We start from the raw sequence: 22,684 nt of genomic DNA, 5'->3' as shown, positions 1-22,684 counted from the left end.
GTGGAAAAGGGCTGTCGGTGTGCCGGTTCGGAATTACTTGCCGAACACGAACGGCATCACGATGCCGATGAGCGCGAGCGCCTCGGTCAGCGCGAAGCCGATGAACATGTTGGAGCGGATCAGGCCGGCAGCCTCGGGCTGACGGGCCATGGCCTGCACACCGTTGCCGAAGATCAGACCGACACCGATGCCGGGGCCGATCGCAGCAAGGCCGTAGCCGATGGACGCGACGGAACCGGTGACCTCAGCGAGAGCGGACATCTCAGCTAATCCTTTACGGGGTGGAGAACCGGTGGGTGTTGGCCACCGGAGACTGGAGGGGTTGCAGCCGGGAGGCTGCGGGGCTCAGTGGGCCTCTTCGAGGGCACCGGCGATGTAGCTGCTGGCGAGCATCACGAAGATGTAGGCCTGCAGGAACTGCACCAGGAGCTCGAAGGCGGTCAGCGCGGCGGCGACCACGAAGGAGACCGAGCCGTACAGGGCACCGATGCTCGGGCTGAGCAGGTACCAGGAGGCGACGGAGAACATCACGATCAGCAGGTGGCCGGCGAACATGTTCGCGAAGGCTCGGACCGCGAGCGTGAACGGGCGCACGAAGATGTTCGAGAAGAACTCGATCGGCACCAGGATGAACATGACCCAGCCGGGGATGCCCGACGGCCAGCAGAGGTTCTTCAGACCGCCCACGAAGCCGTGCTTCTTGAAGGTGAGCGTCATGTACGTGATCCACACGACCAGCGCGAGCCCGACCGGGAACGCGATCCGGGACATCACCGGGAACTGGGCGAACGGGATGATGGACATGATGTTCATGATCCACACGAAGAAGAACATCGAGACCAGCATCGGGACGTACTTCTCGCCCTTCTTGCCGATCGTCTCCAGCACGATGCTCCGCTTGACGAAGTCGTACCCGATCTCGCCGACCAGCTGGAGCTTGCCCGGGAGCAGCTTCGGCTTGGCGAAGGCGGCCCAGAAGAAGCCCACGACGAGCAGCGCGCAGATGATCGACAGCAGCATCGGCTTGGTGAAGTCGACGCTGCCGATCGAGAAGATCGGCTTGAAGTCGAACTCGTTCAGGCCGGGGGCGGGGAAGCCGCAGCCGGAGTTCAGGTGGCACCCGGCCTCAGAGGCAAGCTGCGTAGTCACGTCAGCACCCACCACAGACTCCTTCGTCATGACGCATGGTTACGGCAACCTCGGTGTGTCGGCGCGGCCTGGGGCCACGGAACGGCACTGGGACTTGTTGGGGATCTCGCCGACCCGGCGCGGCCTGAGAGAAGGCTGCGGGATCTTCGAAGGCTCTACGAGTGCGGGGGGCGATCCGTCCGGCTGGCGGAGGGACCAGGCCTCTTCCCGTACTTCGTTGTTGCGACGGACGATAGCAGCCCGTCAGTGCGGCATAAACACCGCCCCCCTCGGGCGGGGGACAGCCGTCAGACGTCACGGTTGACGCCCGGACTTCGACTTCCGTTCAGGCTCGGGGCCGGGCTGGACGTAGTAGATCTTGGCCTTCATGCCGGCGCGGACCTGGAAACCCGTCCAGATCAGGGCGCAGCCGAGCACGGTGAGACCGAAGGTCTTGGTGTCGAAGAGCGTGGTGTTCTTGAACAACGCGAGGACGACGCCGATCAGCAGGATCTGCGTGGTGTACACCAGCAGCCCGGCGGCCATCATCATCTGCGGGTTGTTCCGCGTCAGCCGGTCGAGGGCGACCTGGCCTGAGGCGAAGAAGGCGAGTACCACCAGGAGCGCTGCTGCCGCACCGATCGCGCCCTTGGAGCCCACCACTGCACCGGAGATGGCAATGGCGGCAACCCCGGCGACCGCAGTGGGGATTGCGGCGCCACGGAGGGGGATCCGGGCGTCGTGGGACGGCATGTCGGCAACTCCGGCGGCATGTCGATGAAACAGGGGGGCAGCGGCACTCGGGGGGCGCCGGGGACGTAAGTCCTCTACCCGTTGGGTCTTTCGGCGCATTCTCGGTACTCGTGAACGGTATCACAAACTATTTGATTAGAGCTTTACCATGAAGGTGTGGTACCTGTCACACCGAGGGGTCAACCGTGCCGTGGCTGCGGCGTGTCGGGTTGACGGATCGTCAGTTCCCGCGCTCCGCACGGTTGCTGCCGATCGCGTGGGCCCCGGTGCCGAGCCGTCCGAGCAGCTCTTTGTCCTCCGCCGAGAGCTCCGCCATGGCCGGCGCGACCGGCTCCGCCGGCTCCGGCTTGCGGTAGCGCGGGGGCACGAAGGCCTGCACCGCGCGCGGGGCGTGCGGGCGGAAGCGCGGCATCAGCAGCACCACGATGCCCACCAGGCAGAGCCCGGCGAAGGCCAGCACCACGGCCCGGGCGGTGTTGGTGATCGAGACGGCCACCGTGCCGAAGGCGATCAGCGCGGCCCAGAAGTACATGATCAGCACGGCCCGGCTGTGCGAGTGGCCGACCTCGAGCAGGCGGTGGTGCAGGTGCTGCTTGTCCGCCGCGAAGGGCGACTTGCCGGCCCAGGTGCGGCGCACCACGGCGAGCAGCAGGTCGGCCAGCGGCAGCGCGATGACGGTCAGCGGCAGCAGCAGCGGGATGTAGATCGGCACCAGCACGTGGATCGCGGCGGTCTGCGAGCCGCCGGTCTGCGCGGTCACCAGGTCGGGGTCGACGCGGCCGGTGATCGAGATCGCCGAGACGGCCAGCATCAGGCCGAGCATCATCGAGCCCGAGTCGCCCATGAAGATCCGGGCCGGGTGCAGATTGTGCGGCAGGAAGCCCAGGCACATGCCGATCAGCAGCGCGCTGAACAGCACGGCGGGGGCCGCGTCGGAGATCCCGTAGCCGTACCAGAGCCGGTACGAGTAGAGGAAGAACGCCATCGCGGCGATGCAGACCATGCCCGCCGCCAGGCCGTCCAGGCCGTCGATGAAGTTCACGGCGTTCACCATGACGACGACCAGGGTTACCGAAATGATCATCCCCTGGGTGGGCGACAGGGTCACCGTCTGGAAGCCGGGCACCGGGATCGAGATCACCGTGACGCCCTGCCAGACCATCACACCGGCGGCGATCATCTGACCGCCGAGCTTCACCAGTGCGTCCACGCCCCACTTGTCGTCGAGCACCCCGAGCACCCACATGATGCCCGCGCCCGAGAGCAGCGCCTTGACGTCCGCGCTCTGCACGAACATCCGTCCGAGGTGCGTCAGTTGGGAGGCGACCAGCAGCCCGGCGCAGAGCCCGCCGAACATCGCGATCCCGCCGAGGCGGGGCGTCGGCTCCCGGTGCACGTCGCGCGCCCGCACGGCCGGCATCGCGCCGGCGGCGATGGCGAACTTCCGCACCGGCCCGGTCAGCAGGTACGTCACGGCCGCCGTCGTGAAGAGCACCAGCAGGTATTCACGCACGGCCGGCCTCCTTCGCGACGGTCCGACGGGTGAGTACGGAGGGTACTCCCGTGCCTGTCCGGGATTCGAGGTGCGTCGCCACGGTGCACACCTTATTCAGTTGGACGCAGACCTTGTGCACCCGGTTCACCACCAGGGGCGCGGGGAACTGCGCGAAACGGAAGAACCGGACCGCAAGATCCCGGCAGCTCACCCGGTGGCCAGCGCCCGGGCCACCTCCCGTACTCGGCTACCCGCGCTCGCCGCGTCCACTCCGGTCAACGCCGCGACCAGCAGCTCCCCCAGCTCCGCGAAGCCCTCCTCCGCCATCCCCTGGGCCGCCACCGCCCCCGTGCCCAGCCGGATGCCGGAGGTCTCGGCGGCCGGCGCCGGGTCGTACGGGATCGCGCACTTGCCCAGCATCAGCCCGGCCGCCGCGCAGCGGCGCTCGGCCTCCAGGCCGGTCAGGCCGAGCGGGGAGACGTCGGCGGTCACCAGATGGGTGTCGGTGCCTCCCGTCAGCGGACGGGCCCCGGCCGCCCCCAGGGCGCCCGCCAGGGAGCGTGCACCGGCCACCGCGCGCCGCACGTACGCGCCGAACTCCGGCGTACCCGCCTGCGCGAGCGCGACGGCCTTGCCGGCCACCTCGTTCATCGCGGCGCCGCCCTGCGAGAACGGGAAGACCGCCCGGTCGATCCGGTCCGCGAGCTCGCGCCCGGTCAGCAGCAGGCCACCCCGCGGCCCCCGCAGCAGCTTGTGGGTGGCCGCCACCGTCACGTCGGCGTACGGCACCGGGGAGGCCGCCACCCCGGCCGCCACCAGACCGGTGATCTGGGCCGCCGAGGCGATCAGGTAGGCGTCCACCTCGTCGGCGATCTCCCGGAAGCCCGCCCAGTCCAGCTCACGCGGGTACGAGATGCCGCCCGCCACGATCGCCTTCGGCCGGTGCACCTTGGCCAGCTCGCGCACCTGGTCGAGGTCGACCAGCCCGCTCTGCTCCCCCACCCCGTAGCCGACGAAGTCGAACCACCGCCCGGAGAAGTTCGCCCGCGACCCGCAGCTGAGGTGCCCGCCGTGCTCCAGCGACATCGCCAGCACCACGTCACCCGGCCGCAGCAGCGCCGCGTACACCGCGAGCATCGCCGAAGTCGCCGACCTCGGTTGGACGTTGGCGTGCTCGGCGGCGAACAGCCGCTCGGCCCGCTCCACCGCCAGCAGCTCGGCGGCATCCGCCAACGCGCACCCGGTGTGGTGCCGACGCCCCGGGTACCCCTCGGCGTACTTGTCCACCAGCGGCCCGGCCAGGGCCGCCAGCACGGCCGGGCTGGTCACGTTCTCCCCCGCCAGCAACTGCAGCGTCTCCGAGCGGCGGACGGCCTCGGCCCCCAACAGGTCGGCCAGCTCCGGATCAGCGCTCACCAGGGCCGGCGGAGCCTCCCACCCGACAGCGGAATCGGTGACGATCATGGCGGCACTCCCGGACGGCGGCGGGGCAGGATCCCCTCCAGCGTATGACCGGGCCCACCTTCCGGCCCGTCAGCTACGCCGAGAGAGCCAAACCGCTCAGAGCAACCACAACAGGGGCGCGGGGAACTGCGCGCGCAACCGTGCACCCCGTAGAGCCCATCCCGCGCGCGTAGTCAATCAAGAGGGGCCCCGCGCCCCCGGTGGCTAGCGCCCCACCCCGGTCAGGGCCGTCACCACCGGGTCCAGGGCGTCGAATATCTCCTCGCCGCAGTTCCGGAACATCCCGATCGGCGCCCCGTACGGATCGTCGACCTCGTCCGACTCCGGCGAGGAGGCGAGCAGCCAGCCCCGCAGGGCTGCGGCGGCACGGACCAGCGCCCGGGCCCGCTCGGCCACCTGGGCCCCGCTCCGGGCGTCCGGCAGGGTGGACGGGTCGATCCGCCGCACCAGCCGGGTGAACTCCTTGAGCGTGAAGGTCCGCAGACCCGCCGCGTGGCCCATCGAGATGACCTGCGCGCGGTGGTCCAGCGTCGCGGTCAGCACCAGGTCGGCGCCGACCACGTGCTCGTCCAGCAGCTCGCGGCCGACGAAGCCGCCGCTGTCCACGCCGTACTCACCGAGCACGGTGGCGGCGTGCGCCTCCATCGGGGCGCCCTCGTGGCCCCAGGTGCCGGCGCTCTCGACCAGGATCCGGCCGGCCAGCGAGCCGTCCAGCCGGGCCCGGAGCTCATGCCGGGTCAGCCGCTCCGCGATCGGCGAGCGGCAGACGTTGCCGGTGCAGACGAACAGGATCCGGAAGGTGTCCACCGGCCTGGGGGCGACGGCGACGTAGCCGGGTATGCCGGGGAGCGGGCCGGAGCCCACTCCGTGCAGCGAGGCCGCCGTCAACTGCCGGCCTCCAGGTCCGGGATGACCTCCCTCAGCTGCTCGACGCTGACCGCGCCGGCCCGCAGCAGGACCGGGACCTTGCCCGTGACGTCGACGATCGAGGAGGCCTGGGAGAAGTTGGCGACCCCGCCGTCCAGGTAGACCGAGACGGCCTCACCGAGCTGCTCGAAGGCCTCGTCGCAGGTGGCGGGCGAGGGCCCGCCGGTCTTGTTGGCGCTGGAGACGGCCAGCGGGCCGGTGGTGTTGAGCAGCTCCAGGGCGACCGGGTGCAGCGGCATCCGGACGGCCACGGTGCCCCGGGTCTCGCCCAGGTCCCAGCGGAGCGAGGGCTGGTGCTTGGCGACCAGGGTCAGCCCGCCGGGCCAGAAGGCGTCGACCAGCTCCCAGGCCTGCTCGGAGAAGTCGGTGACCAGGCCGTGCAGGGTGGTCGGCGAGCCGACCAGCACCGGCGAGGGCATGTTCCGGCCCCGGCCCTTGGCGGCCAGCAGGCCGGCCACGGCCTCCGCGTTGAAGGCGTCCGCGCCGATGCCGTACAGCGTGTCGGTGGGGATCACCACCTGCTCGCCCCGGCGGATCGCGGATGCGGCCTCGCGCAGCCCGGTGGCGCGCTCTCCGGCGTCTGCACAGTCGTATCGGCGGCTCATCGGTACGGTCCCCTTCCGAGATGGCACATGAAGATCACAGCGAGGTTCACAGCGACGCCTTGCGCGCGGTGGTGAACCTGGGTCGGTTGTTCAGGTCGCGGTGGTCGGCCGCGTCCGTCCAGCCGCCCTCCTCGTTGAAGATCCACGGCACCTGGCCGCCCTGGGTGTCGGCGTGCTCGATGACGACCGCTCCGCCGGGCCGCAGCAGCCGCGCCGCCACCCGCTCGATGCCCCGGATGGTGTCCAGGCCGTCCTCGCCCGAGAAGAGCGACATCTGCGGGTCGTGGTCACGGGCCTCGGGCGCGACGTACTCCCACTCGGTGAGCGGGATGTACGGCGGGTTGGAGATCACCAGGTCGAAGCGGCCGTCCCAGGAGCGGTCGTCCTCGAAGGCCCGGGTGGCGTCCCCCGCGTGCAGGGTGATCCGGGCCCGGTCCGAGCTGTTGGCGATGTTGCGCCGGGTGTACTGCATCGCGCCCTCGTCCAGCTCGAAGGCGTGCACGGTCGAGCGCGGCAGCTCCTGGGCCAGCGCCAGCGCGATCGCGCCGGAGCCGGTGCACAGGTCGATCACCAGGGGCTCCGCCACGTCCATGTCGCGGACGGCGTCTATGGCCCACTCGACCACCGACTCGGTCTCCGGCCGGGGCACGAACACCCCGGGGCCGACCTCCAGCTCCAGGTAGCGGAAGAACGCCCGCCCGGTGATGTGCTGGAGCGGCTCCCGCGCCTCGCGGCGCGAGATGGCCTCCCAGTACCGGGCGTCGAAGTCGGCGTCCTTCACCGTGTGCAGCTGGCTGCGCTTGACGTTGTGGATGTGCGCGGCGAGTTCCTCCGCGTCGAAGCGCGGCGACGGCACGCCGGCCGCGGCCAGCCGCTGGGTGGCCTGGGCCACCTCGGCGAGCAGCAGGTTCATCGCGAAGGTCTCCTGGTCGCTCGGGTCAGTTCTCCTGCGACGCCGCGGCCAGCTTGGCCGCGGCGTCGGCGTCCACGCAGGACTGGATCAGCGCGTTGAGCTCGCCGTCGAGCACCTGGTCCAGGTTGTACGACTTGAAGCCCGTCCGGTGGTCCGAGATCCGGTTCTCCGGGAAGTTGTACGTCCGGATCCGCTCCGAGCGGTCCACCGTGCGGACCTGGCTGCGGCGGGCGTCCGACGCCTCCTGCTCGGCGGCCTCCTGCGCGGCGGCCAGCAGCCGCGAGCGCAGGATGCGCATGGCCTGCTCCTTGTTCTGGAGCTGGCTCTTCTCGTTCTGGCAGGAGGCCACGATACCGGTCGGCAGGTGGGTGATCCGGACGGCGGAGTCGGTGGTGTTGACCGACTGCCCGCCGGGGCCCGAGGAACGGTACACGTCGATCCGCAGGTCGTTGGCCAGCACCTCGACCTCGACCTCCTCCGCCTCGGGGGTGACCAGCACGCCGGCCGCCGAGGTGTGGATCCGGCCCTGCGACTCGGTCGCGGGCACCCGCTGCACGCGGTGCACCCCGCCCTCGTACTTCAGCCGGGCCCAGACGCCCTGGCCGGGCTCGGCGCTCCCCTTGGTCTTCACGGCCACCGAGACGTCCTTGTAGCCGCCGAGGTCGGACTCGTTGGCGTCGATGATCTCGGTCTTCCAGCCCACCCGCTCGGCGTAGCGCAGGTACATCCGGAGCAGGTCGCCGGCGAACAGCGCGGACTCCTCGCCGCCCTCGCCCGCCTTGACCTCCAGGATGACGTCCTTGTCGTCGTTGGGGTCCCGGGGCACCAGCAGCAGCCGCAGCTCCTCGGTCAGCTCGTCCCGGCGGGCCTCGGAGGCCTTCACCTCGGGGATGAACTCCGGGTCCTCCGCCGCGAGCTCCTTGGCGGCCTCGATGTCCTCGACGGCCTGCTTCCAGGCGCGGTAGGTCGCGGTGATCGGGGTCAGCTCGGCGTAGCGCTTGGCGAGCTTGCGCGCGTTGTTCTGGTCCGCGTGGACCGACGGGTCGGCCAGCCGCTCCTCGAGGGCGGCGTGCTCGACGAGGAGCTCTGCGACTGCCTCGAACATGACTGGGCCTACTTCCGGTGGGATCTCGACGGGGGGACGGGCGGGGAAACCCGGAGGGACGCGAACGGCGCCGGCCCGGACGCCCCCGCACTGCTGTGCGGGGACGCCAGAGACCGGCGCCGTACGGGCGTTAGGCCTGCTTGCCGCTGTGGGCCTTGCCGAAGCGGGCCTCGAAGCGGGCGACGCGGCCACCGGTGTCGAGGATCTTCTGCTTGCCGGTGTAGAACGGGTGGCACTGCGAGCAGACCTCGGCGCGGATGACGCCACTGGTCTCGGTCGAGCGGGTGGTGAACTCGGCGCCGCAGGTGCAGGTCACCGAGGTGACCACGTACTGGGGGTGAACGTCGGGCTTCAAGGGATTCTCCTAGGTTTCGGGAGGGCACCGGGTCGGCAGCCGGAGGCTGCTCGTGAACCGGGACCGACGGACCAGTCTGCCAGGACTGGCCGCTTCTTCCCAAACCGGGTGGCGGCCGGAACTATTCCGGGCCCTAACGAGCGGCGGCCTTGGGCGAGGCCGAGGAGTCGGCCGGGTTGGCCGGCTGGCTGCTGACGATCGACTGCGGCACCGCCTGGTCGCTCTTCAGCGACTGCCAGACCTGGTCGGCGTCGGGCTTCTTCTCGACCACCCGGTTCGGGTCGGTGGGCGCGGCCACCACCGGCAGGGTGAGCATGGTCATCTCGTCCGGGCCGATCCCCTTGAGGGTGTTCGCCATCCCGGTGAGCGAGCCGACCGAGGCCAGGTCGGAGTCGGTGGTCATGCTCTTGGTGAGCTTGTCGGCCACGGTGAAGAGCTTGGCCGGGTTGGAGACCAGCCCGATGCCCTTGATCTGGGCCATCATCGACTTGACCATCTGCTTCTGCAGCTCGATCCGGCCGAGGTCCGAGCCGTCGCCCACCCCGTGCCGGGTGCGGACGAAGGCGAGCGCCTGGTCACCGCCCAGGTGGTGGGTGCCGGCCGCCAGGTCCAGGCCGCTGTCCTTGTCGTGGATGTTGACCGTGGTGGTCACGTCCACCCCGCCGATCGCGTCGATCAGCCCCGCGAAGCCCGCGAAGTCGATCTGCACGAAATGGTCCATCCGCAGCCCGGTGAGCGCCTCGGTGGTCTTCACCGCGCAGGCCGGGCCGCCCGCCTCGAAGGCGCTGTTGAACATCGCGCTCTTCACGGCCGGCACCGTCTTGCCCTTGCCGTCGGTGCACTCCGGCCGGGCCACCAGGGTGTCGCGGGGGATGGAGACCACCGTGGCGTGGTCGTGCGCCTGGTTGACGTGCACCACCATCGCGGTGTCCGAACGGGCCGTGCCACCGGTGTCGCCGCCGGCCAGGTTCCCGTTGGAGCCGTCCCGCGAGTCCGAACCGAGCACCAGCACGTTGAACGCCCCGCCGGTCGAGGCCGGCGGCCGGGCGGTGCCCAGCTGCGCGTTGATGTCCACGCTCTTGATGTTGCCGTTGATCTTCCAGTACGCGTACCCGCCGGCCCCCGCACCCAGCACCAGCAGGCCGGCCAGGCTGTACGCGGTGGCCCGCAGCACCTTGCTCCGGCGGCTGCGGGTCTTGCGGCGGCGGCCCTGGCCACCACGGTTGTCGGTCATTCCTCGTCGTCCCTCACGGTCTGCGACGTGCGTCACGCCTGCTCGTTCTGGTCGGTATGACCGTCATTTCGAGGATAAGCGAACCAGATACCGATAAGTCCGGCTCTTAAGACAGCCTTGTAACAGCATGAGACCCCGGGCCGCTCAGCGGCCCGGGGTCTCACCCGGAAACTGTTACCGACGACTGGTCAGTCGCCCGAACCCGGGGTGCTCTTCGCGATCTGCATCAGGAACTCGGCGTTGCTCTTGGTCTGCTTGAGCTTGTCGAGCAGCAGCTCCATCGCCTGCTGCGCGTCGAGCGCGTGCAGCACCCGGCGGAGCTTCCAGGTGATGGCCAGCTCCTCGCTGCCCAGCAGGATCTCGTCCTTGCGGGTCGAGGAGGCGTCCACGTCCACGGCCGGGAAGATGCGCTTGTCCGAGAGCTTGCGGTCGAGGCGGAGCTCCATGTTGCCGGTGCCCTTGAACTCCTCGAAGACGACCTCGTCGGCGCGGGAGCCGGTCTCCACCAGGGCGGTGGCGAGGATGGTCAGCGAGCCGCCGTTCTCGATGTTGCGCGCGGCACCGAAGAACTTCTTCGGCGGGTAGAGCGCGGTCGAGTCGACACCACCGGACAGGATGCGGCCGGAGGCCGGCGCCGCCAGGTTGTAGGCGCGGCCCAGGCGGGTGATCGAGTCGAGCAGGATCACCACGTCGTGGCCCAGCTCCACCAGGCGCTTGGCGCGCTCGATGGCCAGCTCGGCGACGACCGTGTGGTCCTCGGCCGGACGGTCGAAGGTCGAGGAGATGACCTCGCCCTTGACCGAGCGCTGCATGTCGGTGACCTCTTCCGGACGCTCGTCGACCAGGACGACCATCAGGTGGCACTCGGGGTTGTTGTGGGTGATCGCGTTGGCGATCGCCTGCATGATCATCGTCTTGCCGGTCTTCGGCGGGGCGACGATCAGACCGCGCTGGCCCTTACCGATCGGCGACACGAGGTCGATGATGCGGGTGGTCAGGATGCCCGGGTCGGTCTCCAGCCGCAGGCGCTCCTGCGGGTAGAGGGGGGTGAGCTTGCCGAACTCGGGACGGCCGCGGCCGCTCTCCGGGTCCATGCCGTTGACGGAGTCCAGCCGCACCATGGCGTTGAACTTCTCGCGGCGCTCGCCGTCCTTCGGCTGGCGGACGGCGCCGGTGATGGCGTCGCCCTTGCGCAGGCCGTTCTTGCGGACCTGGGCCAGCGAGACGTAGACGTCGTTGGAGCCGGGCAGGTAGCCCGAGGTCCGGACGAAGGCGTAGTTGTCGAGGATGTCCAGGATGCCCGCGACGGGGATCAGGACGTCGTCCTCGTTGACCTGCACCTCGGCCGGGCCGCCCTCGAAGCGCTCGCCCCGGGTGCCACGGCCCCGGCGGTCGCGGTAGCGGCCGCGGCGGCCACGGCGGCCGTCACCGTACTCGTCGTCCTCGAAGCCGCCCTGCTGCGCCACGGGCTGCTGCTGCTGGCGGGGCTGCTGCTGGCCGGCCTCCTGCGCGGGGGCCTGCTGGCCGCCCTGCGGCTGGCGGTCGGCGCGGTCGCGGCGGTTGCGGCGGTCGCGGCGCGACTCGCGCTGCTCGCCGTCCTGGCCACCGGCCTGGGCCTGGCCCTCGGCGGCCTCGGTGCCCTGGTCGCGGCGGTCTCGGCGGTCCCGGCGGTCGCGGCGGGTCTCGGTGCGGGCGTCGCCGTCGAACGCGCGGCTCTCGCGCTGCTCGGCCTTGGCGGGGGCCTCGGCCTGCTTGGCCTCCGCCTTCGCCTCGGCGACGACGGTGGTGGCGGCCTCGGCCTCGGCCGTCGGGCTGCCGCCGGCCGAGGTGGCGCGGCGACGGGCGCGACCGGCCTGGGCCGGGGCGCTGGTGGTCTCGGCGGCGGCCTGCACCGGGATCTCGATCTGCGCCTGCGGCTCGGCGGCCGCGGCGGTGGCCGCGGCGCGGGTGCGGCGGGCCGGACGCTCGGCCTCGGCCGGCGCAGCCTCGGCGGCCTTGGCAGCCCGCTTGGCGGGGGCGGCCTTCGGCTCAGCGGCGGAGCCGGCGAGCAGCGGGTCGCCGCCGCTCTTCTCCTTGATGGCGTCGATCAGCTGGCTCTTGCGCAGCCGCCCGGTACCGCTGATACCGAGGGTCGAGGCGAGCTTCTGCAGCTCGGCCAGGACCAGGCCGTCCAGGCCCGCGGCGGCGGTGCGGCGGCGGCGTGCCGGAGCCGCCGGAGCGGCGGCGTCCGACGCCTCGGCGTCGGGGCGCGCGCCCATCAGATCGGTGGTGTCGCTCACTAAGGGTCCTTCCCTGGAGCGGACGTCGGCCCTGTCTGGCTCGGCGACCGGTTGTGCTGTCCTGACCAACGCTCGTCTGCGTCGGTCCGAGGCGGTGGCCCCCCGGATGGCGTATCCCATTCGGAGGGAAGCTGCTGCGATGTGCTGAGGTGCACTGTGTGCGGAGGCACGTGCGTGACCCCGGGCCCCCGTCGCGCGTCGGCACGTGCTCCGACCGGGCGGACCTCAGGTAGGAGGCCGAGGGTGGGAGTCAGGTGCCGTCACGGCTTCGGGATGCGGCCGCAGTCGCGCAGGCAGGCTGCGTACGCGCTGTGGAGGGCTCCCGGAGAATCGTCGCCCCGTACTTCCGCTTACCCCGCTGGGCGGGCTGGCCGCTCGGAGGGGATGCCGGGATCGGGACGCGCGGCACCGAGCCCCGGAGGGCATCTGGTGCAGCAATGAGGTTAACACTACCGACCCCCTGACACATTCCCCAGCCCTGTTCCTGTCAATCATCCCTACCGCCCGAGCCGCATTCCCCCTGCTCGGGCGGCCTGTGCCGTTACGCGTCCAGCGGAAGCACCGCCGCACCGGTGCGGTCCAGCGGCAGTCGGTGCGCGGCGAAATTCGGCCCCGCGAAGTGAAGCAACTTCTCGGCGTTCTCCTCGTCGGAGAGCGCCAAGACCGTCGGCCCGGCTCCCGAGATCACGGCGGGCACGCCCTCGGCGCGGAGCGCGGCCACCAGGGCGGCGCTGTCCGGCATCGCGGAGGCGCGGTAGTCCTGGTGGAGCCGGTCCTCGGTGGCGGTGAGCAGCAGCTCGGGCCGCCGGGTGAGCGCCTCGACCAGCAGGGCGGAGCGGCCCGCGTTGAGGGCGGCGTCGGCCAGCGGCACGGTCTTGGGCAGCAGGCCGCGGGCGGCCTCGGTGAGCACCTCGTCGGCGGGGATGAAGACCACCGGCACCACCCGGTCGGACGGGTCCAGGGTCACCGCGCGGGCGGTGTCCTCCTCCGTCCAGGCGATGGTGAAGCCGCCGCGCAGACAGGCCGCGACATTGTCAGGATGGCCCTCCAGCTCGTTGGCCAGGGCCAGCAGCGCGTCCTCGTCGAGGGCGGAGGCGCCGCCGATGGTCACCGCGCGGGCGGCGGTGATGCCGGCCACGATCGCGGCCGAGGAGGAGCCGAGGCCGCGCCCGTGCGGTATCCGGTTGGCGCAGACGATCTCGAGGCCGCGCGGCTGCCCGCCGAGCCGGTCGAAGACGGCGCGCATGGAGCGGACCAGCAGGTGGCGCTCGTCCCGGGGGAGGCTGTCGGCACCCTGGCCGGCGATGTCCACCGAGAGGCCGGATTCGGCGACGCGCACGACCACGTCGTCGTAGAGGCCGAGGGCGAGTCCGAAGGCGTCGAAGCCGGGCCCGAGGTTGGCGCTGGTCGCGGGGACCCGGACTCGGACGGCGGCGGCACGGAACGCAGGACCAGCCATGTGGTGGGAACTCTCCTGGGGATGTGGGAGTGCGGCCCGGAGCGGGCCGGTGGTGCTACGGGCGGGGTACGCGACGGCGCCCCGGCGGTGCGGGCAGTCATGGCACGGCGCGGCCCGCAGGAGGTCAGACTATCGAAGAGAGGTTCCACAGCGGTACACCCCGCCGCTCTTCGATCGGCCGTGTTGCCCTTTCTGGCCGGAAAGTGTGCGAAATCGACTCGCCCCACCGGGCGGTGGGGGCTGATGGATGAATTGACCCCTACTCGTCAGTTCAAACACGGACGGGCCGACCCTTTGGAGTCGGCCCGTCCGTTGACGGAGGGTCAGTCGAGCAGTCCGAGCCGGTGCGCGGCGGCCTCGGCGTCGATCGGCACGACCTGCGGCTGCGGCGCGCCGGCCACCGCCCAGTCCGGGTCCTTGAGGCCGTTGCCGGTCACCGTGCAGACGATCCGCTGGCCCGGGTCGATCAGGCCCTGCTCGGTGGCCTGCAGCAGGCCGGCCACGCTGGCGGCCGAGGCGGGCTCCACGAAGACGCCCTCCTGCGCGGCCAACAGCCGGTAGGCGGACAGGATCTGACGGTCCGTCACCTTGTCGATGAGGCCGCCCGATTCGTCCCGGGCGGCCAGCGCGTAGTCCCAGGAGGCCGGGTTGCCGATCCGGATCGCGGTGGCGATGGTCTGCGGCTTGAGCACCGGCGCACCGTCCACGATCGGGGCCGAACCGCTCGCCTGGAAGCCGAACATCCGGGGCTTGCGGGTGGCCAGGCCGTCCGCCGCGTACTCGCGGTAGCCCTTCCAGTAGGCGGTGATGTTGCCCGCGTTGCCGACCGGCAGCACGTGGATGTCCGGGGCGTCGCCGAGCATGTCGACGATCTCGAAGGCCGCCGTCTTCTGCCCCTCGATGCGCACCGGGTTGACCGAGTTGACCAGCGCGACGGGGTACTTCTCGGACAGTTCACGCGCGAGGGTGAGGCAGTCGTCGAAGTTGCCGTCCACCTGGAGGATCTTGGCGCCGTGCACCAGCGCCTGGCCCATCTTGCCGAGGGCGATCTTGCCCTGCGGCACCAGCACCGCCGAGACCATCCCGGCGCGCACCGCGTACGCGGCGGCCGAGGCGGAGGTGTTGCCGGTGGAGGCGCAGATGACGGCCTGGGCGCCGTCCTCCTTGGCCTTGGAGATGGCCATCGTCATGCCGCGGTCCTTGAAGGACCCCGTCGGGTTGGCGCCCTCGACCTTGAGGTAGACCTCGCAGCCGGTGCGCTCGGAGAGCACCTGCGCGGGTACCAGGGGCGTGCCGCCCTCCAGCAGGGTGACCACCGGGGTCGTCGCGCTGACCGGCAGGCGGTCGCGGTACTCCTCGATGAGACCTCGCCACTGGTGGGTGTGGGCGGCTCTGTGGATCACGGCGTTCATGGTGCTTCCTACTCCCCTTCAACCCGCATGATGCTGGCCACGCCCCGCACGCTGTCCAGCGCACGGAGCTTGTCCACGGTCGCCGACAGGGCGGCGTCGGTGGCGCGGTGGGTGACCACGACGAGCGAGGCGTCGCCGTCGCGGCCCTGCTGGCGCACGGTGTCGATGGAGACCCCGTGCTCGGCGAAGGTGGACGCCACCTGGGCGAGCACACCCGCGCGGTCGTCCACGTCCAGGCTGACGTGGTACCGGGTGACCACCTGGTCCATCGGCTTGGCCGGCAGCCGGGTGTAGTCCGAGGCGCCGGGGCCGGTGGTGCCGTTCACCTTGTTGCGGCAGACGGCGACCAGGTCGCCGAGCACCGCGGAGGCGGTCGGCGCGCCGCCGGCGCCCGGGCCGTAGAACATCAGCCGGCCGGCCGCCTCGGCCTCGACGAAGACCGCGTTGTACGCCTCGCGGACGGAGGCCAGCGGGTGGCTGAGCGGGATCATCGCCGGGTGCACCCGGGCGGTGACCGACTCGCCGTCGGCCGCGCGCTCGCAGATCGCGAGCAGCTTGACCACGCAGCCCATCTCCTTGGCCGAGGCGATGTCGGCGGCGGTGACCTCGGTCAGGCCCTCGCGGTACACGTCGGCGGCGGTGACCTTGGTGTGGAAGGCGATGCCGGCCAGGATCGCGGCCTTGGCGGCGGCGTCGAAGCCCTCCACGTCGGCGGTCGGGTCGGCCTCGGCGTAGCCGAGCGCGGTGGCCTCCTCCAGCGCCTCGGAGTACCCGGCGCCGGTGGTGTCCATCTTGTCGAGGATGAAGTTGGTGGTGCCGTTGACGATGCCGAGCACCCGGTTCACCTTGTCACCGGCGAGCGATTCGCGCAGCGGGCGGATCAGCGGGATGGCCCCGGCCACGGCGGCCTCGTAGTAGAGGTCGACCCCGGCCTCGGCGGCGGCCTCGTGCAGCTCGGCGCCGTCCTTGGCGAGCAGCGCCTTGTTGGCGCTGACCACCGAGGCGCCGTGCTTGAAGGCGGAGAGGATGAGCTGTTTCGAGGGCTCGATCCCGCCGACCACCTCGATCACCACGTCGATGTCCTCGCGGCTCACCAGCGCCTGCGCGTCCGTGGTGAGCAGGTGCTCGGGCACCCCCGGCCGCGGCCGGCCGGCCCGGCGGACGGCGATCCCGGCCAGCTCGACCGGCGCCCCGACCCGGGCGGCGAGGTCGGCGGCGTCCGTCGTCATGATGCGCGCGACCTCGGAGCCCACCACACCACAGCCCAGCAACGCCACCTTCAGCGGGCGCGTACGCATCATCCGACTCCGCTCTGCAATCTTGGAGATTTCTTGGTTCCCGGCGGGGGCTCTCTACGGCCCCCGCCAGAGCTTCGGTCCGTCCCAGTCTCCGGGAGTTTCCACGGAGATCTACGGGCGTTCCACGATCTGAGACGAGAATTTCGTCATCCGATATCGAGACGCAGGAGATCCTCCTCCGTCTCGCGCCGCACGATGACGCGTGCGCCGTCCGTCCCGACGGCCACCACCGGCGGCCGCAGCGCATGGTTGTAGTTGCTCGCCATCGAGCGGCAGTAGGCCCCGGTCGCGGGCACCGCGATCAGGTCACCCGGCGCCAGGTCGGCGGGCAGCCAGGCGTCCCGGACCACGATGTCACCGGATTCGCAGTGCTTGCCGACCACCCGCACCAGCATCGGCTCGGCGGCGGACGCCCGCGAGACCAGCGCCACCGAGTACTCGGCGTCGTACAGCGCGGTGCGGATGTTGTCCGACATCCCGCCGTCCACGCTCACGTAGGTGCGCAGCCCCGGCAGCGGCTTGATGGTGCCGACCTCGTACAGCGTGAAGGCCGTCGGCCCGACGATCGCCCGGCCCGGCTCCACGCTCAGGCGCGGCACGGCCAGCCCGGCCGCCGCGCACTCCCGGCGGACGATCTCGGCCAGCGCGGCCGCGATCTCGGCCGGCTGCTTGGGGTCGTCCTCGCTGGTGTATGCGATGCCGAGGCCGCCGCCGAGATCGAGCTCGGGCAGCTCGACGCCGTGGGTGTCCCGGATCTGGCCGAGCAGCCCGACCAAGCGGCGGGCCGCCACCTCGAAGCCGGCCGTGTCGAAGATCTGCGAGCCGATGTGCGAGTGGATGCCGCGCAGCTCCAGGCCGGGCCTGCCGAGGGCCAGCTCCACCGCCTCGGCCGCCGCCCCGGTGCCCAGGCTCAGGCCGAACTTCTGGTCCTCGTGGGCGGTGGCGATGAACTCGTGGGTGTGCGCCTCGACGCCGACCGTCACCCGGATCAGCACCTGCTGACGCACCCCGAGCCGGTCGGCGATCTCCGCCAGCAGCTCGATCTCGCGCAGCGAGTCGACCACGATGTGGCCCACCCCGGTCTTCACCGCCTGCTCCAGCTCCTGCGGGGTCTTGTTGTTGCCGTGCAGCGCGATCCGCTCCGGCTCCATCCCGGCCGCCAGCGCCACGGCGAGCTCGCCGGCGCTGCACACGTCCAGGTTGAGCCCCTCCTCGCGCAGCCAGCGGACCACCGCCTTGGAGAGGAAGGCCTTGCCCGCGTAGAACACGTCCGCCCCCTCGCCGAACGCCTCCCGCCAGGCCCGGGCCCGGGCCCGGAAGTCCTGCTCGTCCATCAGGTACGCCGGCGTCCCGTACTCGGCGGCCAGCGCCGTCACGTCCAGCCCGCCGACGGTGACCACCCCGTCGGCCCGGCGGGCCACGGTGGACGGCCAGACCTTCGGGTCCAGGGCGTTCAGGTCACCGGGCGGGGCCAGGTAGTGGCCCTCCGGCAGCACGTCGCCGTGGCGGGGCCCTGCGGGGTGAGCGGAGCGGCTCATCTGCGGTCTTCCTTACTGCTCGTGCTTGCGACTGCTCGTGCTGGCGACTCTGCTCGTGCTCGCCGGCGACTGGCGCCTGCCGACCGCCGGTGCCTACCGGAGGCTGGCGACTACCGACTGTTGGTGCTTACGAAAAGGGGCGGTGGCAGCCATCCTTGGCCGTCACCGCCCCTGTCGCACTGGGTGTCGTGCGGGCTTACATCCGCTCGGGGGCGGAGACGCCGAGGAGGGCCAGGCCGTTGCCGAGGACCGTTCGCGTGGCCTCGACGAGCCAGAGACGGGCACGGTGCGTGTCCGTCAGCTCCTCGTCGCCCTTCGGCAGGAACATGCAGTTGTCGTACAGGCGGTGGTAGACCCCGGCCAGGTTCTCCAGGTAACGCGCCACGTGGTGCGGCTCGCGCAGCTCGCCGGCCTTGGCCAGGATGCGGGGGAACTCGCCCAGCTCGCCGAGCATGTCCTTCTCCCACTGCGTGGCGAGCAGCTCGGGTTTGAACGCCTCGGCCGTGCCCTTGTCCACGCCCAGCTCGGCGGCCTTGCGGGCCACGCCGCACATCCGCGTGTGCGCGTACTGGACGTAGTAGACCGGGTTCTCGTTGCTCTGGCTGGTGAGCACGTCGATGTCGAGCGTGATCGTGGAGTCCGTGGAGGAGCGGGCCAGCGTGTACCGGGCCGCGTCCACGCCGATCCAGTCGATGACGTCGTCGATCGTGATGATGTTGCCGGCCCGCTTGGACATCCGGACCTCTTCGCCGTCGCGAAGCATCTTCACGAACTGGCCGATCATCACCTCGATGTTGCGGTCCATGTCGTCGCCGGCGCAGGCGGCGATGGCCTTGAGGCGGTTCACGTAGCCGTGGTGGTCGGCGCCGAGCATGTAGACCGAGACCTCGGAGCCGCGGTCGCGCTTGCTCAGGTAGTACGCGGCGTCGGCGGCGAAGTACGTGGTCTCGCCGTCGGCCTTGATCAGGACGCGGTCCTTGTCGTCACCGAAGTCGGTGGTGCGCAGCCAGATCGCGCCGTCCTGGTCGAAGACGTGGCCCTGCTCGCGCAGCCGGCCGATCGCCTTCTCCACCGCGCCGCTGTCGTGCAGCGACTTCTCGGAGAACCAGGTGTCGAAGTGCACGCCGAACTCGTTCATCGAGCGCTGGATCTCGGCGACCATCAGGGCCAGGCCCTGGGTGCGGAAGACCTCCAGCTGCTCGGCCTCGTCGAGCTCGAGCACGCCGGGTACGGCCTCGGTGATCGCCTTGGCGATGTCGACGATGTACTCGCCCACGTAGCCGTCGGCGGGCACCGGCTTGCCGTTGGCGGCGGCCTGGAGCGAGGCGGCGAACTTGCTGATCTGCACGCCGGCGTCGTTGAGGTAGTACTCGGTCGACACCTCGGCGCCGCTCGCCTTGAGCACCCGGGCCAGCGAGTCGCCGACGGCGGCCCAGCGGACGCCGCCGATGTGGATCGGACCGGTGGGGTTGGCGGAGACGAACTCCAGGTTGATCTTCAGACCCTCGAGCGCGCTGTTGCGGCCGTACTCGGCGCCCGCCTCGACGATCTTCCGGGCCTGGGCGCCGAGCGTCGCCGCGTCCAGGGTGATGTTCAGGAAGCCCGGGCCCGCGATGTCCACCGCGTCGACCTCGGGCAGCTCTCGCAGTCGGCTCGCCACCAGCTCGGCCACGGCTCGCGGCGGCATGCCGGCCGGCTTCGCGAGCTGGAGGGCCACGTTGGTCGCGTAGTCGCCGTGGTCCCTGTTCTTCGGCCGCTCGACGGTCACCTGCTCGGGCACGGCGACGGTCAGCTCGCCCGCCTCGACGGCGGCGCTCACTGCGGTTTGGACTGCCTGGGAAAGCTCTGCGGGTGTCACGACGCCAAGCGTAGGGGAGAGCGCCGCCGGGGCCGCACCCGGTTTACCCGTTGAGACGCGGTTCCCGCCGCCGCGGGCGTCAGCTGTACGCCCCGCCGGGGCCGTTGCCGCCTGTTCGCCGTGAGCGAAACCCGGCCGCTCCGTCGCCGAACCCGTACGCATAACCCTCCCGGGCGCCCTCCGCCCGGTCACGCAGCGCCATCAGCCGGTGCACCAGCGCCACCAGATCGGCGGGGTCGAACGGCTTCGCCAGGTACCCGTCCACTCCGACCGAGGCGCCCCGGTCCAGATCGGCCGGCGTGCAGGCGCTCACTATCGCGATCGGCAGCCGCGCGGTCTCGGGCACGGCCCGCAACCGGGCCGCCGTCCGCAACCCGTCCAACCGGGGCATCACCACGTCCAGCGTCACCACGTCGGGCCGCACCCGCCGCACCACCTCCAGGCACTCCGCCCCGTCGGCAGCCGTCACCACCTGGAACCCTTCCAGCTCCAGGTTGACCCTGATCAGTTGGCGGATCACCTCGCTGTCGTCCACCACGAGGACCCGCCCGAACGCACCGGACACATCACCGAGGGTAGCCACTCCCCCGCCCACCCGTCCGCCCTTTCCCGACACTCCTCCCCACCCTCCTCCCCCACCCACCCGAAACCCGTGCACGGACCACCGCGTCGGCCTGCTAATGTTCTCTACGTCGCCCAGCAAGATCGGACGACGACAACGCAGGCCCCCGTAGCTCAGGGGATAGAGCACCGCCCTCCGGAGGCGGGTGCGCAGGTTCGAATCCTGCCGGGGGCACTTCGCAAGAAGTGCAGACAGGCCCAGATCAGCGGAACACTCCGCAAGATCTGGGCCTTCGTCGTTCCCGGAGGCCGTCGCCCCCTGCCCCTCCGTGCCACTCCCGTGCCAGATCCCAGACCACATGAACGCCCTGGGCGTCCCACGCCATCAGGTACGTGCCCGACGCGGGTGGGCCGCCAGACCAGCCCGAGCACGATCGCGCGATGCGGCACCCCCTCGGACCAGGCATGCAGACCGACCGCCTTGGCCTTCCGGTCCGCCAGCGCGATCAGCATCCCGATGTCGTACACCGGCACACCGCGCTCCCTGTGCGGCCGGCCGCGCCGTTCTTGCCGTAGACGAGCCCCATCGCCTCGTCCACCTCGCGCCGCTCCTCCTCGGTCAGCTCCTCGTCGGCGCTCTCCGCCGACGCCGGGAACGAGACGGCCTCTGCCTCGGCCGCGGCGATCATCGCGTCGATCCGGGCGAACTGGGCTTCCGCCGCCTCCACTTCAGCCATCTGCCGCGTCGCAGCGTTGGCGAAATAGGCCGAGACATCCATCCCGGCACGTTCGGCATGGGCTCGGATGTGGTCGGCGTGATCGGCGTCGAGAGTGATGCTTATCCTGGTCTTCGCCATACCGCGAGCGTATGACGCGTATGACGCCCGACCAATGTGCGCCGTTGGCGCCGGCGAGGCGCTCATCGTGGGGGCCTGCGCACAGCTCGTGCCCCAAGGACTCTCCACCCGAGCCGACAGTCAGCCGAACCCGCCGAATCCAGCTCCGGGCGATATTCCGTTGCCCGGCGCCCACCACCCGGACCAGCATGGCTGGCATGTCCAACCATGCCCCCGAGCTCGCCCCCTTCTTCTCCGACGGACGGCTCACCACGATCCCCCGCCGGCCCGCGCGCCGGGAACAGCTTCTACGGCACCTCACGCAGAGCCTCTTCGCCGCCGACCGCGACTACACCGAGCGGGAGGTGAACGAGGCCATCCTCACTGTCCACGACGACTACTCAGCCCTGCGGCGCTACCTGATCGAAGGCCACCTCCTGGCCCGCACCCGCGACGGCGCCAGCTACCGACGAGCCGACTGACGCTCCCGACCCTCAGCTGCACCCACGACGTCTCCTGGTACGTCGCCCAGCTCGGCACCACCCTGCTCGCCACGGTGACCACCTCACCTGAGCGGGCCCTGACGAGCTGCCTGGCCGACGCAATCACCACCGTCGCCGCCCGCCCCTGACCCCGCAGTGGCCCATCAGGCCAACACCAGCACGGTGCCCCGCAACTCCCTCGCCGGGTTCACCCTGCTCAGCGACGGCGCCTCCCGCCTGGTTGACCGCTTCCGCCGCCTCAACTGGCGCGGGGCCCTGCAGAAGACCGAGCCAGATGCAACGTCAGACCGACGTGAGTAATGCACGGATGCGGTTGACGGCGCGCAAGACCTCGTCGCGGTTCTTCGCCTGTTTGACCCAGAGGGGTAGTCGGGCGACAAGGGTCATCTTCGTGCCCGTGTCGTACCAAGGCGCTCGTTCCCGCAGTGTGGCGGTCACATACCCCTGGATCAGACTGAGGTGTTCCAGGTTGTAGGCCCACAGCCAACCGTGCCGGGTCTCGATTTGAAGGCGCAGCGGCGCCCCGAAGTAGGGGTCGGTGCCACCCTCAGTGGTGCTGTGCAGGAAGACGAGGCGACGGCTGAGCGTGTCCTTGGTCAGCCCGCAGTGACGGCAGACAAGGCGACGAGCTGCAAACATGGATGTCAGCTTGTCCCCAGGTTGCTGCTCCCTTGTGATGACTCGCGCGCTTCTGGCGCAGCGTGGGCAGGACACCAGGATGTCGCTGAGGAAGTGGTACTTCGTGCTCCGCGGGTCACGGAACCGGTGGGCCTGCGTTGTGGCGGACATTCCGCGAGTATGGGACACCACCGAGACTGGCGCACATGGATTTGCGGTCCTGGGCCCCAGCGGTAGTCCAAGGACCGTGACCCCCAGGCCCACTGCCGAGTTCCGCTCTACTGGGTCAAAGGCGCACGCCCGGCGCGACCGCCCGGACCAGGGGCAGCGTTGCGGCTCGGGC

The 22,684-nt window shown here is 70.9% G+C and carries 21 protein-coding genes and 1 tRNA gene; 2 read left to right on the top strand and 20 right to left on the bottom strand.

Annotated features, from left to right (window positions below; genetic code table 11):
- Nucleotides 1-33 precede the first annotated feature (33 nt).
- The 18 genes from atpE to CFP65_RS24965 all read right to left on the bottom strand — a co-directional run bounded on the left by atpE (nt 34) and on the right by CFP65_RS24965 (nt 20,388).
- On the bottom strand, nt 34-261 hold the full coding sequence (gene atpE, locus CFP65_RS25050) for an ATP synthase F0 subunit C (RefSeq protein ID WP_104818310.1): 228 nt from the start codon (nt 259-261) through the stop codon (nt 34-36).
- Between the two features lie 84 nt (nt 262-345).
- Complete coding sequence (gene atpB / locus CFP65_RS25045) at nt 346-1,179, bottom strand: F0F1 ATP synthase subunit A (protein ID WP_104818309.1); 834 nt, start codon at nt 1,177-1,179, stop codon at nt 346-348.
- 264 nt (nt 1,180-1,443) lie between these two features.
- Entirely contained in the window at nt 1,444-1,881 is a 438-nt protein-coding gene (locus CFP65_RS25040) for a hypothetical protein (RefSeq protein WP_104818308.1), read from the bottom strand.
- Between the two features lie 220 nt (nt 1,882-2,101).
- Nucleotides 2,102-3,394: an MraY family glycosyltransferase gene (locus CFP65_RS25035; RefSeq protein ID WP_104818307.1), complete on the bottom strand. Its 1,293-nt coding sequence runs from the start codon at nt 3,392-3,394 to the stop codon at nt 2,102-2,104.
- Nucleotides 3,395-3,583: 189 nt separating this feature from the next.
- On the bottom strand, nt 3,584-4,840 hold the full coding sequence (gene glyA, locus CFP65_RS25030) for a serine hydroxymethyltransferase (protein WP_104818306.1): 1,257 nt from the start codon (nt 4,838-4,840) through the stop codon (nt 3,584-3,586).
- A 204-nt stretch (nt 4,841-5,044) separates the two neighbouring features.
- Nucleotides 5,045-5,680, bottom strand: coding sequence for a protein-tyrosine-phosphatase (locus tag CFP65_RS25025; RefSeq protein ID WP_104821105.1), 636 nt, complete (start codon nt 5,678-5,680; stop codon nt 5,045-5,047).
- Between the two features lie 44 nt (nt 5,681-5,724).
- On the bottom strand, nt 5,725-6,372 hold the full coding sequence (locus tag CFP65_RS25020) for an L-threonylcarbamoyladenylate synthase (protein ID WP_104818305.1): 648 nt from the start codon (nt 6,370-6,372) through the stop codon (nt 5,725-5,727).
- Nucleotides 6,373-6,418: 46 nt separating this feature from the next.
- Nucleotides 6,419-7,285 carry a peptide chain release factor N(5)-glutamine methyltransferase gene (gene prmC / locus CFP65_RS25015; protein ID WP_104818304.1) on the bottom strand — a complete coding sequence of 289 codons (867 nt, stop codon included), beginning with the start codon at nt 7,283-7,285 and terminating at the stop codon, nt 6,419-6,421.
- A 25-nt stretch (nt 7,286-7,310) separates the two neighbouring features.
- A complete protein-coding gene (gene prfA / locus CFP65_RS25010; protein ID WP_104818303.1) occupies nt 7,311-8,390 on the bottom strand; it encodes a peptide chain release factor 1 in 1,080 nt (359 codons plus the stop codon).
- Nucleotides 8,391-8,520: 130 nt separating this feature from the next.
- A complete protein-coding gene (gene rpmE, locus CFP65_RS25005; protein WP_104818302.1) occupies nt 8,521-8,745 on the bottom strand; it encodes a 50S ribosomal protein L31 in 225 nt (74 codons plus the stop codon).
- 133 nt (nt 8,746-8,878) lie between these two features.
- Entirely contained in the window at nt 8,879-9,979 is a 1,101-nt protein-coding gene (locus CFP65_RS25000; protein WP_104818301.1) for an LCP family protein, read from the bottom strand.
- 188 nt (nt 9,980-10,167) lie between these two features.
- Nucleotides 10,168-12,258 carry a transcription termination factor Rho gene (rho, locus tag CFP65_RS24995; RefSeq protein WP_104818300.1) on the bottom strand — a complete coding sequence of 697 codons (2,091 nt, stop codon included), beginning with the start codon at nt 12,256-12,258 and terminating at the stop codon, nt 10,168-10,170.
- A gap of 541 nt (nt 12,259-12,799) precedes the next feature.
- Nucleotides 12,800-13,717: a homoserine kinase gene (thrB, locus tag CFP65_RS24990; RefSeq protein WP_104818299.1), complete on the bottom strand. Its 918-nt coding sequence runs from the start codon at nt 13,715-13,717 to the stop codon at nt 12,800-12,802.
- A gap of 323 nt (nt 13,718-14,040) precedes the next feature.
- Nucleotides 14,041-15,129, bottom strand: coding sequence for a threonine synthase (gene thrC / locus CFP65_RS24985; RefSeq protein ID WP_104818298.1), 1,089 nt, complete (start codon nt 15,127-15,129; stop codon nt 14,041-14,043).
- A gap of 8 nt (nt 15,130-15,137) precedes the next feature.
- A complete protein-coding gene (locus CFP65_RS24980) occupies nt 15,138-16,430 on the bottom strand; it encodes a homoserine dehydrogenase (RefSeq protein ID WP_104818297.1) in 1,293 nt (430 codons plus the stop codon).
- Between the two features lie 143 nt (nt 16,431-16,573).
- On the bottom strand, nt 16,574-17,965 hold the full coding sequence (gene lysA / locus CFP65_RS24975; RefSeq protein WP_104818296.1) for a diaminopimelate decarboxylase: 1,392 nt from the start codon (nt 17,963-17,965) through the stop codon (nt 16,574-16,576).
- 196 nt (nt 17,966-18,161) lie between these two features.
- On the bottom strand, nt 18,162-19,823 hold the full coding sequence (argS, locus tag CFP65_RS24970) for an arginine--tRNA ligase (protein WP_104818295.1): 1,662 nt from the start codon (nt 19,821-19,823) through the stop codon (nt 18,162-18,164).
- Between the two features lie 79 nt (nt 19,824-19,902).
- Nucleotides 19,903-20,388 (bottom strand): response regulator, encoded by a 486-nt coding sequence (locus CFP65_RS24965; RefSeq protein ID WP_104821104.1) that lies wholly within the window; start codon nt 20,386-20,388, stop codon nt 19,903-19,905.
- A 159-nt stretch (nt 20,389-20,547) separates the two neighbouring features.
- Here CFP65_RS24965 and CFP65_RS24960 point away from each other — a divergent pair.
- Nucleotides 20,548-20,619: transfer RNA gene (locus CFP65_RS24960), tRNA-Arg, on the top strand.
- A 271-nt stretch (nt 20,620-20,890) separates the two neighbouring features.
- Here CFP65_RS24960 and CFP65_RS24955 read toward each other — a convergent pair.
- On the bottom strand, nt 20,891-21,241 hold the full coding sequence (locus CFP65_RS24955) for a hypothetical protein (RefSeq protein WP_104818294.1): 351 nt from the start codon (nt 21,239-21,241) through the stop codon (nt 20,891-20,893).
- Between the two features lie 197 nt (nt 21,242-21,438).
- On the opposite strand from CFP65_RS24955, the gene CFP65_RS24950 reads away from it, so the two are divergent.
- Nucleotides 21,439-21,702 carry a DUF2087 domain-containing protein gene (locus tag CFP65_RS24950; RefSeq protein ID WP_104818293.1) on the top strand — a complete coding sequence of 88 codons (264 nt, stop codon included), beginning with the start codon at nt 21,439-21,441 and terminating at the stop codon, nt 21,700-21,702.
- A 303-nt stretch (nt 21,703-22,005) separates the two neighbouring features.
- Here CFP65_RS24950 and CFP65_RS24945 read toward each other — a convergent pair whose 3' ends face one another.
- Complete coding sequence (locus tag CFP65_RS24945; protein WP_104818292.1) at nt 22,006-22,512, bottom strand: hypothetical protein; 507 nt, start codon at nt 22,510-22,512, stop codon at nt 22,006-22,008.
- Between the last annotated feature and the right edge of the window lie 172 nt (nt 22,513-22,684).

Source organism: Kitasatospora sp. MMS16-BH015 (genome assembly GCF_002943525.1).
GTDB lineage: Bacteria > Actinomycetota > Actinomycetes > Streptomycetales > Streptomycetaceae > Kitasatospora.
This window is presented reverse-complemented; position numbering and strand designations above follow the sequence as displayed.